Origin of the sequence: Nocardiopsis camelliae, assembly GCF_028993595.1 — a bacterium.
GTDB lineage: Bacteria > Actinomycetota > Actinomycetes > Streptosporangiales > Streptosporangiaceae > Nocardiopsis > Nocardiopsis dassonvillei.
In genome coordinates this window covers 2,391,110-2,406,420 of sequence record NZ_CP118614.1, presented here as the reverse complement: position 1 = coordinate 2,406,420, position 15,311 = coordinate 2,391,110, and the positions used below count along the sequence as shown (strand labels likewise).

The window sequence follows — 15,311 nt, the reverse complement described above, 5'->3', positions numbered from 1 at the left end:
AGGAAAGGAGGCGGACATGGCGGCCGGCGACAACGGCTTTCGCGCCGATCCCGACGGCATGACCACCAACAGCCAGAAAGTCCGCGAGGCGGCCGAGTACGCCCGCGAGACCGAGCAGTGGCTGGACGACGCGCTGGCACCGCTGCAACCCATCTGGGGCGAGGGCGACGATTTCGCCAAGCAGATGGACAAGTCCCTGGGGGAGCTCAAGACCTCCCTCAGCGAGTTGACGGTCCTCATCGCCACCGCGGCGGAGGATTCGAGCGACATCCTCCTCAAGACCACGGGGTCCGTCATCCGCGAGGAGGAGAACAACACGAACCACGTTCCGGACCTCAACACCCCGGACGGAACCGGAGGAGGCCGCCGGTGATCCCCGATCCCACCCCCCCCCCCTCCCCGCGCGGCCGCGGGCGCGGCCCCACGGGTCCCCTGAGAAGGAGCTTCGATGTCTGAGAACGCGCAGGCGCGCGGCGCGGCCGAGAGCCCTCCCACAGCGGCGTCCGATTTCCGGTCGGCGCTCTCCGGAGGAGCCGACGGCACGGTCTCCGGTGGGGCCGCGCACATCGCGCCCGCTCCCGCGGTCGGATCCACCGAGGGGGCGGCCGAGGCCGTTCCCGGTCCCCGGATCACCGGTGCCCTGCACGAGCCCGCCGCACCCCAGGCCCCGGAGGTGGCCCTGGACCGCCCGGGCAAACCCGTCCTGGCGGGTGCGGCCATCGCGGGCCTGCTGCTGGTCGCCGCCCCCTTCGCCATGACGGCGGGGGTGCCCGGGGTGACCCTGGACGCGACGCCGCTCGCGTCGGGCGCGGGCGGCGTGGACGGCACCGGCGGCCAGACCTCGGACACCGCCGAGGCGGGCGCCTCGGCGGGCGGCGAGTCCGGAACCGCCGCCGCGCCCGCGGACACGGGCGCCGCACCCGCGCCCCAGCAGGCCGCGGCGCCCCAGGAGACCGGCTACGTCCCCGAGGTGAGCGGCGACGGGGGCGCGACCCCGACGATGCCCGACCCGGGCACCGCCGCCACCGGCGGGGAGAATCCGGTGGAGACCGCCCCCGCCGCACAGGAGAACCCGCCCCCGGCCGCCGAGACGGACGCCCCGGGGACCGAAGGCGGCGCTGCAGAGACGGCCGCCGCCGGGGAGCCGGGGACCGAGGACGCCACGGCCGCCGGGGAGCCGGGGACCGAGGACGCCACGGCCGCCGGGACCGAGGGAACCGGAGACGGCGCGACCGGTGGCGCACCGGCCGAGGGCGGCGACACGGCCGCCGGTCCCCCAGCCGGTGAGGAGGGAGCGGACGGGACGACCGGAGAGGACGCGGCGACCGGAGACAACGAGGGCGCCGGGACCTCCGGGGAGGGTGAGGCCGAAGGAGCGCCCGGGGAGGGCTCCGGAGAGGGCGCCGGAAACGGTGACACCGGCACCGGGAACGGCACTGGCGCAGAGGGGATGAACGCCCCCCTCGCCGACACCACCGGAAACGGCGACACCGCGAGGGAGAACGGTGCCGCCGGAAACGGCGACGCCGCGCGGGAGGGCGGGGCCACGGGGAACGGCGACGCCGCCAACGGCGGGGCGCCGCCCGCCGACGCCCCGGTAGCCGACCCGCCCCCCTCGGAGGGCGGGGGCTCCGTCCTGGCGGACTCGGGCGCGGTGACGGGGGCCTCGGAACCCGAGTCCTTCCTCGCCGTCGCGGGGCCCGGCTGCCAGGCCTCACCAGGAGCCTCCTACGCGAACGAGGGGCGCTGGGCCAGCGCGGAGGGCACCGCCAGTTGGGCCACCCGGCCCGGCGGGTACGCTCAGGAGGGCTGTGACGGCGGTTACGAGGCCCTTCCCGTCTCGGGCGACCCGGAACGGGGCAACGGCCAGTACGCCACCTGGACGTTCACCCCCGGGGAGGCGGGGGTCGCATGCGAGCTCTACGTCCACGTGCCCGACGACGAGAGCCCGCTGTGGATCTCCCCCGGGGAGGCGAAGTACCAACTCTTCTCCGGCCCCTCGGCCGAGGGGCCGCCCGTGGCGGTCTTCGGGATCGACCAGGCGGGGATCCGGGGCGGCTGGGTCCAGGTGACCGGGTTCACCTCCCCCACGGAGGAGTTCACCGTCAAGCTCACCAACGCGGGGGCCGACGCCCTCGCGGACCGGGAGCACGCCAGCTCGCACGTGGCCGCCTCGGCGGTGCGCGCGTCCTGCTCCTGACCCCCGGCGGGGCGGCCCCGGCCCCCCCCCCACCGCCCCCCCCGACTTAGGAAGACACCGATGACCAGGCAGCTCCTCACCGTCGACGCCGACGCTCAGGACGGGCACGCGACGATCACCGAGGCGGTCGAGGCCGCTGACAGCGGTGCCCTCATCACCATCGCCCCCGGGCGCTACGAGGAGAGCCTCGTCCTGCGCGACGTGGTCACCCTGATGGCCCGCGACGGCCTGGGCAGCGTGGAGATCACCACCGCCAGCGGCTGCGCCGTGGTCTCGGGCGCCGAGGCGGTCAAACTGTCGGGGCTGGTCCTGCGCGGCCGCCACGCCGACTACCCCGCCGTGGACATCCCCCTCGGACAACTGGAGATGGCCGACTGCGAGGTGGAGGGGGCCTCGTGGACCGCGGTGTCGGTGCGCGGCGGCGGCGCGCTCGCCATGCGCGACAGCCGCGTCACCTGCTCGGCGGGGGCGGGCGTGGTGATCACCTCCTCGGGGCCGAGCGTCATCGAGGACTGCGTGGTCGAGGAGGTCGACACCAGCGCCGTGGTCATCGGCGAGCAGGCCCGCCCCACGATCCGCTCCTGCGTGCTGCGCGACGCCGGGGGCAACGGCGTGTTCGTCAGCGGACAGGCCGCGGGCACGATCCGGGACTGCGAGATCTCGGGGACCAAGAAGCCCGCCGTGGCGCTGGAGGAGGGGGCCGCCACCTCGCTGCTGGGCACGCGCGTACACGATGTCGAGGGCGACGGGCTGGTGGTCTCCAGCAGGTCGCGGCCGGTGGTCGAGGACTGCGTGTTCGAGGACGTGGGCGGGTACGGCATCGCCGTACGCAACGGTTCGGACCCCCGGGTGGCGCGGGCGCGCGTGGTGCGCGCCAAGGGTGTGTCCATCCACCTGTCGGGCCGGGCGCGCGGGACCTTCACCGAGTGCGAGGTGGAGGAGTCGGGCGGCGACGCCGTGCGCGCCGAGGAGCGCGCCTCCACCGCCTTCCTCGGCCTGGTCGTGCGCCGCGGCCTGGGGCTGAGCCTGGGCGGCGACAGTGTCGTGGAGTTCGACCGCGGGCTGGTCAGCGAGACCGCCGGTCCCGGCGTGGTGGTCGAGGAGTGCGCCCCTTTCCTACGCGCGACCGCGATCACCGGAACCCGGGGCCAGGGTGTGGTGTTCGGCAGGGGCGGGCGCGGACGCCTGGAGGACGTGACGCTGGAGCGCACCGGCAAGAGCGCTGTGTCCGTGGACGAGGGCGGAGCGCCCCTGCTGACCGGCGTGCAGATCTCCGGGAGCCGCGACGCCGGGATCTCGGTGGGCTCGGGCGCGTCCGCCGACGTGCGCGACTGCGACGTGTCCGAGTGCACGGGCGACGGCATCGCCGTGCGGGCCGGGGGCAGGGCGACGGTGCTGCGCACCCGGGTCTACAACGGGCGCCGCAACGGCGTGCTGGTGGCGGCCAAGGCGAGCGCCACGCTGCGACGGTGCGAGGTGTTCGGCAACGGCGCCGACGGCATCCTCGTGCACTCCGCCGAGGACGTGGCGGTGGAGGACTGCTCGGTGCGCGACAACGGCCGCTCCGGGCTGCGCCAGACCGTGGCCAGCCAGAGCATGCGCACGGAGGAGCTGCTCAGCCGCGGCAACGGGGCCCCGGACGCGTTCGGCGACCTGGCGGGCGCGCCCGTCCCGATGCCGGACGCCCCCGCCACCGATGAGGGGGACGGGGAGGACGAGGAGGTCGGCCCCATGATGGAACTGGAGGGGCTGGTGGGCCTGGCCGGGGTCAAGCACGAGGTCAAGACGCTCGTCACCCGCAACCAGATGGCCCAGCGCAGGGCGGAGATGGGCCTGCCCACGCCGCCCATGAGCCGCCACCTGGTCTTCGGCGGCGCGCCCGGTACGGGCAAGACCACCGTGGCGCGGCTGTACGGGCAGATCCTCGCCGAACTGGACGTGCTGCGCTACGGGCACGTGGTGGAGGTGGCCCGCGCCGACCTGGTCTCGCAGTACGTGGGCGGCACGGCGATCAAGACCACCGAGGTGTTCGAGCGGGCCAAGGGCGGTCTGCTGTTCGTCGACGAGGCCTACGCGCTGGCCAGCGGCGGCGAGGGCGGCGGCAGCGGTCCCGACTTCGGCCGGGAGGCCATCGACACCCTGGTCAAGCTCATGGAGGACCACCGCGACGAGGTCGTGGTGATCGTCGCGGGCTACACCGAGGAGATGCAGAGCTTCCTCGACACCAACCCCGGCCTGGCCTCCCGCTTCAGTCGGACCATCGAGTTCGCCAACTACGCGCCGGAGGAGCTGACGGAGATCGTGCGCAACATGTGCGTCTCCCACAGCTACCGGATGGCGGAGGAGACCGAGGCGGCCCTGCTCGCCCACTTCGAGCGGGTGCCCAAGGGACCGGTGTTCGGTAACGGCCGCGAGGCCCGAAAGCTGTTCGAGGAGATGATCGACCGCCAGGCGTTCCGGCTGGGCGGGACCATCCCCGACAGCCCGGACTCGCTCACCCTCCTGCTGCCCGAGGACCTCGGGGAGGCGGCCGAGGAGGAGCAGATCGGCGGCACGGCGGACGGGATCGCGGCCCTGCGCGAGGAGCTCGACGCCATGGTGGGCCTGGCCAGCGTCAAGGAGACCGTGAACGACCTGGCCAACCTGCTGCTGATGTCCCAGCAGCGGCGCGCCATGGGGCTCCAGGTGGCGGCGATGAGCCACCACCTGGTGTTCGCCGGTCCCCCCGGTACCGGTAAGACGACCGTGGCCCGTCTGTACGGCAAGCTCCTGCACGCCCTGGGGGTGCTGCGCGGCGACCACGTGGTGGAGGCGGCCCGGTCGGACCTGGTCGGGCGCTACGTAGGGCACACCGCCCAGCTGACCGCCGAGGTGTTCGAGCGGGCCAAGGGCGGCGTGCTGTTCGTGGACGAGGCCTACTCGCTGGCACCGCGGGGATCGGGCAACGACTTCGGCCAGGAGGCCATCGACACCCTGGTCAAGCTCATGGAGGACCACCGCGACGAGGCGGTGGTCATCGTCGCCGGGTACACCAACGAGATGCAGCGCTTCCTGGACTCCAACCCCGGTCTGGCCTCGCGGTTCAACCACCAGGTGGAGTTCCCCGACTACAGCGACGACGAGCTGGTCACCATCGTCGAGCGGATGGCGAAGGGGTCGGGCTACACCTGCGGTGAGCAGACGACGGCGGCCCTGCACGAGCACTTCTCGGGGGTGGTCCGCGACGTCAACTTCGGCAACGCCCGCTACGCGCGCCAGGTGCTGGAGCGGATGATCACCCGCCAGGCGGGCCGCCTGGTCAACGGCGTCCAGAACGCCACGATGGAGGACTTCACCACCCTGCTGCCCGAGGACATCCCGGCCCGCTGACCCCGCGGTGCGGGGCGGGGGCGGGGCCGCCTCCCGGAGGGCGCCACGGGGCCGTCCTCCGGGAGGCGGCCCGGCCGCGGACTCAGCCGTGGCCGGGCGCGTGCCCGCCGGCCTCCTCGCGCAGCTGTTCCAGCACCCCCGACAGCAACCGCGACACGTGCATCTGCGAGTAGCCCAACCGGTCCGCGATCTCGGACTGGGTGTGGTCCCCGAAGAACCGCAACCGCAGGATCTCCCGCTCCCGCGCGGGCAGCCGCGCCAGCGCGGGCTTGAGCGACTCGCGCTCCACCACCCGGTCCAGCGCCGCGTCCTCACAGCCCAGGTGGTCCTCCAGACGCGTGCCCTCCTGCCCCTCGGCGTCGGAGGAGTCGGGCGCGTCCAGCGACAGCGACCGGTAGGACTCCGAGACCTGCGCCAGCTCGCTGACCTCGGCCTCGGGCAGCCCCATCTCGTGGGCCAGCTCCGCGATCGTGGGCGTGCGCGCGTGCTCCTGCTGGAACTCCCCCGTCACCCGGCGCAGCTTCACCCGGTTCTCCTGGTGGCGGCGCGGCACCCGCACCGCCCAGGTGTGGTCGCGGAAGTGCCGCTTGATCTCCCCCGTCACCGTGGGCAGCAGGTAGGAGATGAAGGGCTTGCCGCGGTCCGGGTCGTAGCCGCGCACGGCCTTGACCAACCCCACCATCGCGGTCTGCTTCAGGTCCTCCAACGGCTCGCCGCGCCCCCCGTAGCGGCGCGCGATCTTGTTGATCAGCGGCTGGTAGAGCACGACCACCCGTTCGCGCAGCTCGTCGGCCCTGGGGTCGTCCTCGGCGAGGTCGCGCAGTTGGGAGATCAGCTCCTCGGGGCGGACCCTCCCGGACTCCCCGGCCTCCCCGGCCTCCCCGGCTTCTTCGGCCTCCCGGACGTCCTCGTTCCCCGTGTCATCGGGGACGGTGTCCTCGACCGGCCTGCGCGGTCTGGGGATCACGGGCAGTCGGCCGGTGACGGTCGTTGACGTGTGTGTTTCGTTGAGAGACGTGGACAAGAGGAAACCCCCCGGTGCTCTGTCCTGTGTGCTCATGTACCTGCCTGGGCAGGACACCGGCGGCGCGATCCAGCGCGCGACCCGCGGGGCCGGTGGCCCTGTGGCTGGCGGGACAGCCGCGATGCACAGACTAGGTTCCCTGAGGAACGGCTTCAAAAGCCACGAATCCAAGTTTTTGTTGCAATACGACAATTAACTTGCAAAAAGCGTCAAATTATCTCAAATCCGACACGAATATCCGTTCGTCCCGTGGCCCCGCCGCCAGCGCTCCCGAGGCGCCGCGACCCGCTCGCCCGGTCGAAGGCACCCGCGTCGGTCGGATACACAGTCGCACGGTTCCGGGCTCCGGACGTGGTCCGACACGTGCGCGGGACGCCCGGCCCGCCCGCCTCCGGCACCGGGGTCGGCGGCGGGCGGGAGCCCCGGGCCCCGCCGGGAGGGGCCCCGGACCGGCGCTTCGGGGACACGGGGACACCCGGGCGGGCGTGCGGGCCCGGCGGAGTCCGGGGGTCCGCGGGGCTTCCGGGGAGCCCGGGTCTACCTCGGGGCGAGCGGGCTGGCGAGGAGCAGCCCGGCCCCCGTGGCCGTGCCCGCGCCGACGCCGTCCAGGCACAGTTCCTGGAGCGCCTCGCTGTCGCGCACCACGGCCTCGCCGGTGAAGTGGTACCGCGCGGGCCTGCCGCCCAGGTGCTTCCACCGCACCGAGGTGAGGTCCAACGCGCCCGCGAGCTTGCCGTCCAGCCAGCCCTCGAACTCCTCCTCCGGAAGGGGGACCCGCTTGCCGCGCGGGCGCGCCCCCTCACCGGCGGCCCCGGCTCCGCGCGGCGCGGTGGGCGCCGTGATGAGCTCCCAGCGGACGGTCTCGCCCTCGGAGTAGCGCGGCATCGGGTGGATCGCGGCGGAGGTCGCGCCGGGGACCTTGCCCCAGGCGGGGGCGGTGTCGGAGCTGACCACCAGCGTGCTCGGCGAGGTGCGCGCCCACAGCACGCGGGCGTCGGAATCGGGGTCGGGATCGACCGCTCTGCGCACGGCCTGCCCCATGACCGCCCACTGGTCCATCCGGGCGCTGCGCTTGGGGTCGAGGTTGATGCGGGACAGGTACAAGGGGTTCCCCTCCGGGGCGTCCCCGCCGGGGCGGGGGTCGGTGTTCGTGTTCGGTCGCGGGCCGTCGAGGATCGCCTCCGCCCGGAACGGAGTTCCCACTGTATGAGGCGCCGCGCCCCGGCTCGGCCCGTCCGCACAGGACCGCTCCCCGGCAGCCGGCACCGGTTCTTCCGGTCCGGCTCCCGGGGAGCGGTTCATCGGTTCAGGACGTGCGGAACCGGCGGCTGCCTCAGTCCAGGTCCCTCACCTGCACGTTGCGGAACCAGACGTCGGAACCGGTGTGGTGGTTCTGCAACCCGATGCGGCCCGAGGACAGGTCCCGGTCGGGGTGGGCGCCCTCAGTGTCGAACTCGTTGATCAGCACGCCGTTGAGGTGGACCGTGACGTTCAGGTCCTCGACCACGATCTCGTAGGTGTTCCACTCCCCCGGCGGGTTGAGCGCCGCGTCCCTGGCCGCGATGTCGGCCCCCTGGAAGTCGTAGATCGCTCCCGTGGTGAGCTCGGGCTCGTCCGTGGCGTCGATCTGCACCTCGAAGGCGCGGTTGCGCACCCCGGGGCCGCCCTCGGGGTCGGGGAGGCCGATGTGCACGCCGGAGTTGTCGTCGCCGCCCATCTTCCAGTCCAGGGTCAGGCTGTAGTCGGTGAGCTCCTCCGGGTGGGTGATCAGGCCGAGTCCGCCGATGGAACGCATGGTGCAGTCGGCCTGCGTGACGAAGCCGCCGGGCCCGACCATCTCCCAGTCGGCGAAGCTCTCCTCGGTGCCGTCGAAGAGCATGCGGTAGCCCTCGTCCGGCTCGGCCGGGACGCAGGACTCCTGCTGGATCCGCAGGTGGTCCCAGTTCAGGTGGCGGTCGTCGTCCTCGTCGGCGGAGAGCGTGATGGTGTTGGTCCCCTCCCGGAGGTCGAGCCGCTCGACGTGGTCGGCCCACGTCTGCCAGGTCCCGGTCGTCTCCAGTGCGATCTGGCCCCGGTCCTCACCGTTGACGCCGAGCGAGATCGTCTTGGTGCCGGCGAACGGGTCGGGGCCGTTGGAGTAGCGCAGGGTCACCGGGTAGGTCCCGGCCTCGTCGACCCCGACCTCCCAGGTCAGGGAGGCGCCGACGCCACCGAAGCCGTCGACGTAGCCCCCGCCGGTGAAGTGGGGGTGCTCGTCGTCGATGTCCGCGCCGCCCCGCAGCGTCCCGTCCTCGGCCTCGTACACGCCCGTCTCGTTGGGCGGCTCGACGTAGCCGGGGATGGAGTGGACGGTGTACCAGGCCTCGGTGCTCCACAGCTCGGTGCCGTCCGCGGAGGCGAACGGTCTCGGAGAACGCACGTGCACGACGCGGTCCTCGCGCAGACCGGCGATGTCCAGGCTCACCGTGTGCCCGTCGTCGGAGACCGAGGCGCCGGTGACGGCCAGGGTCTCCTCGTTGCGCTTGGGCCCGCCGTACTGCGAGGTCGGGGTGTAGGACCACTGCTCGACCTCGTACCGCTCGCCGACGTTCTCGACCACGTCGTCGGCCACCGGCCGGGTGTAGGTGATGTCGAACCCGGTCTCGGTGACCTCCATCGACACGATGTCCATGGCCTCCTCGGACGTGGGCGTCAGCTTCTGCAGGCCGTAGGGGAGCTTGCCCGGCTGCTCCCAGTTGCCGCCTCCGCCGATTCCGCCGACGTAGAACGAGCCGTCCGGGCCGAGGGCGAGTCGGCTGACGCCGGACTCCAGGCCCTGGGTCATCCGGAACACCGCGCCCTGCTTCCTTCCGTCGACCTCCTCCAGGAAGGCGCGCTGGATCCCGCCGTAGGTGACGTCGCCGAACACCATCTGCCCCGCGAACGGGCCCTCCTCGACCAGCACCGGGTTGGTGGGCGAGTTCGAGATCTCGTTGTGCGGCAGCCACAGCACCGGCTCGGTGACCGGCTGGTCGTCGAAGGGCCCCGCCGGGGTGGTGTAGTGGTTGTAGAAGGCGTCCGGTTCGATCTCGACCAGCTTGGAGGCCGGCAGCCAGTCCCCCTGGTTGTCCGCCACGAAGATCTCGCCCTCGGGGCCCCAGCCGATGCCGTTCGGGGTGCGCAGGCCGCCGGCGACGTACTCCAGCTCGCCGGTCTCCTTGTCGATCTTCACCGAGGTGCCGCGGTTCTCGACGTGCTGGGGCACCGTGGTCCGGCCGCCGGGCGTGATGGCCACCGACAGGTTGAGGTAGTAGTGGTCCTCGTCCGCCAGGAGGCCGAACGCGAACTCGTGGTAGGTCCCGCCGGAGGGCCAGGTGGCGATGGCCTCGGTGGCCTCGTAGAAGCCGTCGCCGTCCTCGTCGACCAGTCGGCTGAGCTGGTGCTTCTCCGAGACGATGACCTCGCCGTCGTCGACGAGCACCCCCTGCGGCTCGTTCATGCCGGTCGCGACGACCTCCGCGGTGGTGGTGCCGGAGCCGGCGTCCTCCCCCACGGTGCCGTCGACGATCTCCACGACGCCGTCGAAGCTCTCGCGCCCCGCCCAGGTGGTGATGACCATGCGGCCGTCGTCGAACCAGTCCATGCCGGTGACCATGGGCTCGTAGCCCTCCGGCCGCAGGTCGGTCAGGGTGTAGTTCGGGTGCACTCCGGCCAGCGGAGCCCCGTCGCCGGGACTGTCGTCGGCGTCGGTGCACGTCTTGACGCCGGGCGCGGTCACGCGGGTGACTCCGGCGTCGGTGGTCAGCGCCGACTCGGGAACGAGGACGAACCCGTCCGCTCCGGGCGGTCTCCACTCCAGGCGCAGCGCCTTGTCGAAGGCACCCTGGAAGTAGTCGACGCGCAGGGCGTGCGCGCCCGCGGTCAGCTCGACCGAGCCGTCGGCCGCCGTCGGGGGCTGCCTCCGGTCGTTCTCGATGATCTCCTCGCCGTTGACGTTCAGGCGGGACCCGTCGTCACTGGTGATCCGGAAGTCGTAGAGGCCATCCTCGGTCACGTGGATGTTCCCGGTCACGCGCGCCATGAAGTTGTTGGCGATGCCGCCGAACTCCTCGGTGGTCTCCCAGTCGATGTCCGGGCGCAGGACGTCGACGTTGGGCGTCTGCCCTTCGGTCAGCGTGCAGATCTCCTGCGGTTCGAAACCGACGTCGAAGACCTGGAGCGTGACTCCGGGCTCCTGCGGCGGCAGATCGGTGGGGTCGGCGGCGGCGGTTCCCGCCGGGAGGAGCAACCCGGCGACCAGGGTGGACCCCAGGGCCGCGGCCAGGTAACCGCGTGGTCGAGCAGGCATGGACTTTCACCTCGCGTGACTGGATGTCGTCGTCTTCGTCGGCGCGCGCGGCGCCCGCCCGTGTCGGGCGCACGCGTGGACGCGGTACTGGTCGGGGGGTCGGGGCACGGTGAACCGCCGCGCCTGGCGGATGTGGGCGGGGCCGAGGGCGGGGACGGGAGCGGCGGGAGGATCGGCCGGGGCGGGGGGCGGGGCTCTCACTCAAAAGGAGAGCGACTGCCGACAGGACGAAGGAGAGGGCGTGGGGGCGTTCCGGGAGGACAGGGGGTCCGAGGAGGGTACGGGTTTCCGGAAGGAGCCCTTCGGGGTGCGGTGATTTCTCTGTCGGGGGGCCGTGGCGGGGGTTGTCCGGAGGATTCGGGGTTTCTCAGAGGAGGCGGGACACCCCGCCCTCCTCGAACTTGTCGAGCCGTCCGCACATGCCCCAGGCCGGGGCCGGTTCGCCCCGGTGGACCGCCGCGGAGGACAGGTGCGCGGTGTCGCCCCCGGCGAGCGCGTCGAGGTGGGCGGCCGTGCGGGAGACCTCCGCCGCCGGACCCCGTGCGAACCGGGCGCGCCAGTCGGGCAGACGCGCGGAGACCAGACGCAGGGCGGATGCGTGGAAGTCGGTCATCGCGGACCGGTCACCCGCTTCCAGACGCTGTCGCAGTTCGGCGAAACCGGAGAGGGCGAGGTCTCGTCGGGCCCTGGCGGCGCGCTCGGGGTCGGCGGGGTCGAGGGAGACGGCCTCCGCGTAGGCCCGCGCGTCGGAGAGCACGTCGGGTGGGAAGGTGAGGACGGCGTCACCCGCCTCGGGAAGGCCCGCGTTCTGCATGAGGACGATGATGCGCAGGCCTCCGTCGTTGACGAGGCGGTGCACCGTACCGGGTGTGAACCACACGAGGTCGCCGTCGGCGAGCGGGGTCGAGGCGAAGCCGTCCGTGGTCAGGGTCTGCACGGCGCCCGAACCGCCGACCACCGCGTAGGCCTCGGCACAGGCCAGGTGGATGTGCGGGGTGCCGCCGCAGAGGCCGTCGGAGCCCTGGGCGGCCGGCCAGTCGTAGACGCGCAGCCGGGACAGGCCGATCCCGCCCGGCAGCGACGGCGCCTCGGAGGCGCAAGCCTCAGGCCCGGCGTTCAACGGTGACTCCCTTCAGCGGTCCGCCGGCTCTGCGCAGACCGGACCGGCGCCCTCCATGCGCGGCGGCGGGCGGATCCGGTGCCGCCGGACGGGGGAACGCGGGGCGGGAGGCCGCCGAGGCGGCGGCGAGAACCGCGCCGCCCGAGAGTTTCGGCCGGTGGGGACAGGACGGCGGTGCACTCATGGGCAGACCCTCGATCGCTCGAAAGAAAGCGCTTTCTGTGCGGCAAAAGTACGTGCGCGTCCACATGTTGTCAACATCACATCACCGAGAGTTCACGCGTCGGCCTTCCCCCGCGGGCCCCTCGGAACCGTCGACCGACAGCCTTCCGCGTCGCACCGGGATCCGCCGCACTCGTTCCGGACCGCGTGCGCCGCACCCCCGCCGCCCCTCCGAGAGGGGCGTTGACATCTCCACTGTGGTGTATTTAACATCCCTGAGACGGAAAGCGCTTTCTGTACCAGGCCACCGCCCGCTCCCGACGAGGGATATCAGGTCGGACATGACTCAACAGGCAGAACAAGCTCCCCGCGCCCCGCAGGCACGAGCGCCAGACACGTTCCGCAGGTCCCGCATCCGCCGCCCACTCAGCTCGTTCGCGCTGGTGTACCCCCTCGTTTTCCTCGCACTGCTCGCGCTGTCGTGGTTCCTCGTCACCGCCGGGGGACTCGTCGAGCCCTACATCCTCCCGTCCCCCGTGGACACGTGGAAGGCGTTCGCTGACAACACCGCCTACCTGTGGACGCACACGGTCGTCACCACCGTGGAGACCGTCGTCGGCTTCGTGATCGCCTCCCTGGTCGGCGTGGCCGTCGCCGTGCTCATGGTCTACTCCCCCACGGTGGAGAAGACCTTCTACCCGCTCGTCCTGTTCGCGCAGGTCATTCCGAAGATCGCGATCGCGCCGCTGTTCGTCGTGTGGCTGGGCTTCGGCGCCAGCCCGAAGATCTTCGTGGCCGTGCTCATGGCCTTCTTCCCCGTGGTCATCTCCGGCATCAGCGGCCTGCGCTCGGTCGACCCCGAACTCCTCGAACTCACCTCCACCATGGGCGCGTCCCGGATCAGGACCTTCTGGAAGGTCCGCTTCCCCGCGGCGCTGCCCGAGCTGCTGTCCGGACTCAAGGTCGCGGCGACGCTGGCGGTCACCGGCGCGGTCGTGGGCGAGTTCGTTGGCGCCAACTCCGGCCTCGGCTACGTGATCCTCCAGGCCAACGGCAACATCGACACCGCCATGCTCTTCGCCGCGCTCTTCATCATGTCGGCCCTCGGTGTCCTGCTCTTCGCCGTCATCCAGATCGCCGAGATGTTCCTCATCCCTTGGCACGCGTCACGCCGCAACCGAGGCTGACCACCCCTCGCCACGAAGGACTCCCATGGCCACTCGCATGTTCCCCGTTCCCAAGCGTTCGGCACTGGCCGCACTCGCCGCCGCGTCCGGCGTCCTCTCCCTCGTCGCCTGCTCGGGCGGAGGGGGCTCGGACGGCGGCGGCGACGAGGTCACGTTGCAGCTCAACTGGTACCCCTACGGCGAGCACGCCCCCTTCTACTACGGCGTGGAGCAGGGGATCTTCGAGGAGCACGGGATCTCGCTCACGATCGAGGCCGGGCAGGGCTCCAGCAGGACCGTGCAGGCCGTCGGCCAGCAGAGCTACGACTTCGGCTGGGCCGACGCCCCCGCGCTGCTGGCCAACATCGACCAGGGGGTCGACGTCAGGTCCGTGGGCGTCTTCCTCCAGTCCACGCCCTCGGCGGTCCAGGTGTTCTCCGAAACGGGCATCACGGAACCGGAGGACCTCAGGGGCAGAACGATCGCGGTCTCCGCGGGCGACGCGGTCACGACCACCTTTCCCCTGTACCTGGAGGCGGTCGGACTCGCCGAGGACGACGTCGAACAGCAGAACCTCGACGCCGCCGGCAAGAACGCGGCGATGATGTCGGGCCAGGTCGACGGCCTCATCGGCTTCGCACACGACCAGGGGCCCAAGCTCGCCGAGGAGAGCGGCAAGGAGGTCAGCTACCTGCGCTACACCGACGCCGGACTGAACTTCTTCAGCAACGGCCTCCTCGCCCACACCTCCACCATCGAGGACGATCCGGATCTGGTCGAGCGGATGGTCGCCGCCACCTCGCAGGCCTACAGCGCCGCCCAGGAGGCGCCCGAGGAGGCGGTCGCCGCCATGGAGGGCCGGGATCCGCAGCTGCCGAGCGCGGAGGTGCTCCTCCACCAGTGGGAGGAGACCATCCCGCTGCTGCACACGGAGAACACCCGGGGCCGGGCTCCGGGCGTCACCGCCGAGGAGGACTGGCGCCAGACCATCGAGGTGCTGGCCGAGGCCGGGCTGGTCGAGGAGGCCAAGGAGACGAGCGCCTACTTCGACGCCTCGTTCACGGCGGAGGGGCGGTGAGCATGTTCGCCAGGGCAGCGGACAGCACGTCGGGAGAGGCGGGCGCGGACTCCCCCGAACCCGCGGGCCCGATGGTCGACGTCCACGGGGTCGACGTCACCTTCCGGACCAGGGCGCGCACGGTGCACGCCCTCAGCGGCATCGACCTGACCGTCGAACGCGGCGAGTTCCTCACCATCGCGGGGCCCTCCGGCTGCGGGAAGTCGACCCTGCTGCGGGTGATCGCCGGACTCACCGCGACGAGCGCGGGCGCAGTGACGTTGCGCGGCACCCCGGTCGAGGGGCCCCGACGCGACGTCGGCTTCGTCTTCCAGCGCGCCGCGCTCCTGGAGTGGCGCAACGCCCGCGACAACATCCTGTTCCAGGCCGAGATGCGCGGACTGCCCAGGACGTGGTCCCGTCGGCGGGCCGACGAACTCATCGAGATGACCGGCCTGACCGGCTTCGAGAAGGCCATGCCCTTCGAACTCTCGGGCGGCATGCAGCAGCGCGTCTCCCTGTGCCGCGCCCTGCTCCACGAACCGGACGTCCTCCTCATGGACGAACCGTTCGGTGCGCTGGACGCGCTGACCAGGGAGAACATGAACGTCGAACTGCGCCGCATCTGGGAGGCCACCGGCATGACCGTCGTGCTGGTGACGCACTCCGTGGCCGAGGCCGTCTACCTCGCCACCCGTGCCGTCGTGATGGGGCCGCGCCCCGGACGCGTCATCGAGGAGTTCACCATCGACATCCCGGGCCGCCGTGAGTACGAGCCCACGTTGGAGAACCCCGAGTTCCACAGGATCGCCGGACGCGTCCGCGAGCTGCTGGGCTCCACCGCCACCGCAGACTGAGCCCGTACAGGACCCGGAGCCGCGCGGGG

Annotated in this window: 10 protein-coding genes; 6 read left to right on the top strand and 4 right to left on the bottom strand. The window is 72.2% G+C overall.

The window, feature by feature from the left end; genetic code table 11:
* The first annotated feature begins 16 nt into the window (after positions 1-16).
* The 3 genes from PV789_RS10625 (at position 17) to PV789_RS10615 (ending at position 5,569) form a co-directional block, all read left to right on the top strand.
* Positions 17-373, top strand: a complete 357-nt coding sequence (locus tag PV789_RS10625; protein WP_274977243.1) for a hypothetical protein — start codon at positions 17-19, stop codon at positions 371-373.
* A 75-nt stretch (positions 374-448) separates the two neighbouring features.
* On the top strand, positions 449-2,200 hold the full coding sequence (locus tag PV789_RS10620; protein WP_274977242.1) for a hypothetical protein: 1,752 nt from the start codon (positions 449-451) through the stop codon (positions 2,198-2,200).
* 60 nt (positions 2,201-2,260) lie between these two features.
* Positions 2,261-5,569, top strand: a complete 3,309-nt coding sequence (locus PV789_RS10615; protein ID WP_274977241.1) for a right-handed parallel beta-helix repeat-containing protein — start codon at positions 2,261-2,263, stop codon at positions 5,567-5,569.
* Between the two features lie 82 nt (positions 5,570-5,651).
* On the opposite strand, the gene PV789_RS10610 is transcribed toward PV789_RS10615, so the two are convergent.
* The 4 genes from PV789_RS10610 to PV789_RS10595 form a co-directional block, all read right to left on the bottom strand.
* Positions 5,652-6,536, bottom strand: a complete 885-nt coding sequence (locus PV789_RS10610) for a SigB/SigF/SigG family RNA polymerase sigma factor (RefSeq protein WP_274977240.1) — start codon at positions 6,534-6,536, stop codon at positions 5,652-5,654.
* Between the two features lie 594 nt (positions 6,537-7,130).
* On the bottom strand, positions 7,131-7,697 hold the full coding sequence (locus tag PV789_RS10605) for a type I-E CRISPR-associated protein Cas6/Cse3/CasE (RefSeq protein ID WP_274977239.1): 567 nt from the start codon (positions 7,695-7,697) through the stop codon (positions 7,131-7,133).
* 229 nt (positions 7,698-7,926) lie between these two features.
* Positions 7,927-10,920: a 3-keto-alpha-glucoside-1,2-lyase-like domain-containing protein gene (locus PV789_RS10600; RefSeq protein WP_274977238.1), complete on the bottom strand. Its 2,994-nt coding sequence runs from the start codon at positions 10,918-10,920 to the stop codon at positions 7,927-7,929.
* 367 nt (positions 10,921-11,287) lie between these two features.
* Complete coding sequence (locus tag PV789_RS10595) at positions 11,288-12,040, bottom strand: cupin domain-containing protein (RefSeq protein WP_274977237.1); 753 nt, start codon at positions 12,038-12,040, stop codon at positions 11,288-11,290.
* Positions 12,041-12,645: 605 nt separating this feature from the next.
* Here PV789_RS10595 and PV789_RS10590 point away from each other — a divergent pair.
* The 3 genes from PV789_RS10590 to PV789_RS10580 are packed head-to-tail and all read left to right on the top strand — an operon-like array spanning position 12,646 to position 15,282.
* The gene (locus PV789_RS10590) at positions 12,646-13,389 is read left to right on the top strand and encodes an ABC transporter permease (RefSeq protein WP_274977236.1); all 744 of its coding nucleotides are present in this window, start codon (positions 12,646-12,648) and stop codon (positions 13,387-13,389) included.
* 25 nt (positions 13,390-13,414) lie between these two features.
* Positions 13,415-14,446 (top strand): ABC transporter substrate-binding protein, encoded by a 1,032-nt coding sequence (locus tag PV789_RS10585; protein ID WP_274977235.1) that lies wholly within the window; start codon positions 13,415-13,417, stop codon positions 14,444-14,446.
* A gap of 2 nt (positions 14,447-14,448) precedes the next feature.
* Positions 14,449-15,282, top strand: coding sequence for an ABC transporter ATP-binding protein (locus PV789_RS10580; protein ID WP_274977234.1), 834 nt, complete (start codon positions 14,449-14,451; stop codon positions 15,280-15,282).
* Positions 15,283-15,311 lie beyond the last annotated feature (29 nt).

Excerpts from the sequence above, each read along its gene's own strand:
- PV789_RS10625 (WP_274977243.1), top strand. The coding sequence starts at position 17 with ATGGCGGCCGGCGACAACGGCTTTCGCGCCGATCCCGACGGCATGACC.
- PV789_RS10620 (WP_274977242.1), top strand. The coding sequence starts at position 449 with ATGTCTGAGAACGCGCAGGCGCGCGGCGCGGCCGAGAGCCCTCCCACA.
- PV789_RS10615 (WP_274977241.1), top strand. The coding sequence starts at position 2,261 with ATGACCAGGCAGCTCCTCACCGTCGACGCCGACGCTCAGGACGGGCAC.
- PV789_RS10600 (WP_274977238.1), bottom strand. The coding sequence starts at position 10,920 with ATGCCTGCTCGACCACGCGGTTACCTGGCCGCGGCCCTGGGGTCCACC.
- PV789_RS10585 (WP_274977235.1), top strand. The coding sequence starts at position 13,415 with ATGGCCACTCGCATGTTCCCCGTTCCCAAGCGTTCGGCACTGGCCGCA.
- PV789_RS10580 (WP_274977234.1), top strand. The coding sequence starts at position 14,449 with ATGTTCGCCAGGGCAGCGGACAGCACGTCGGGAGAGGCGGGCGCGGAC.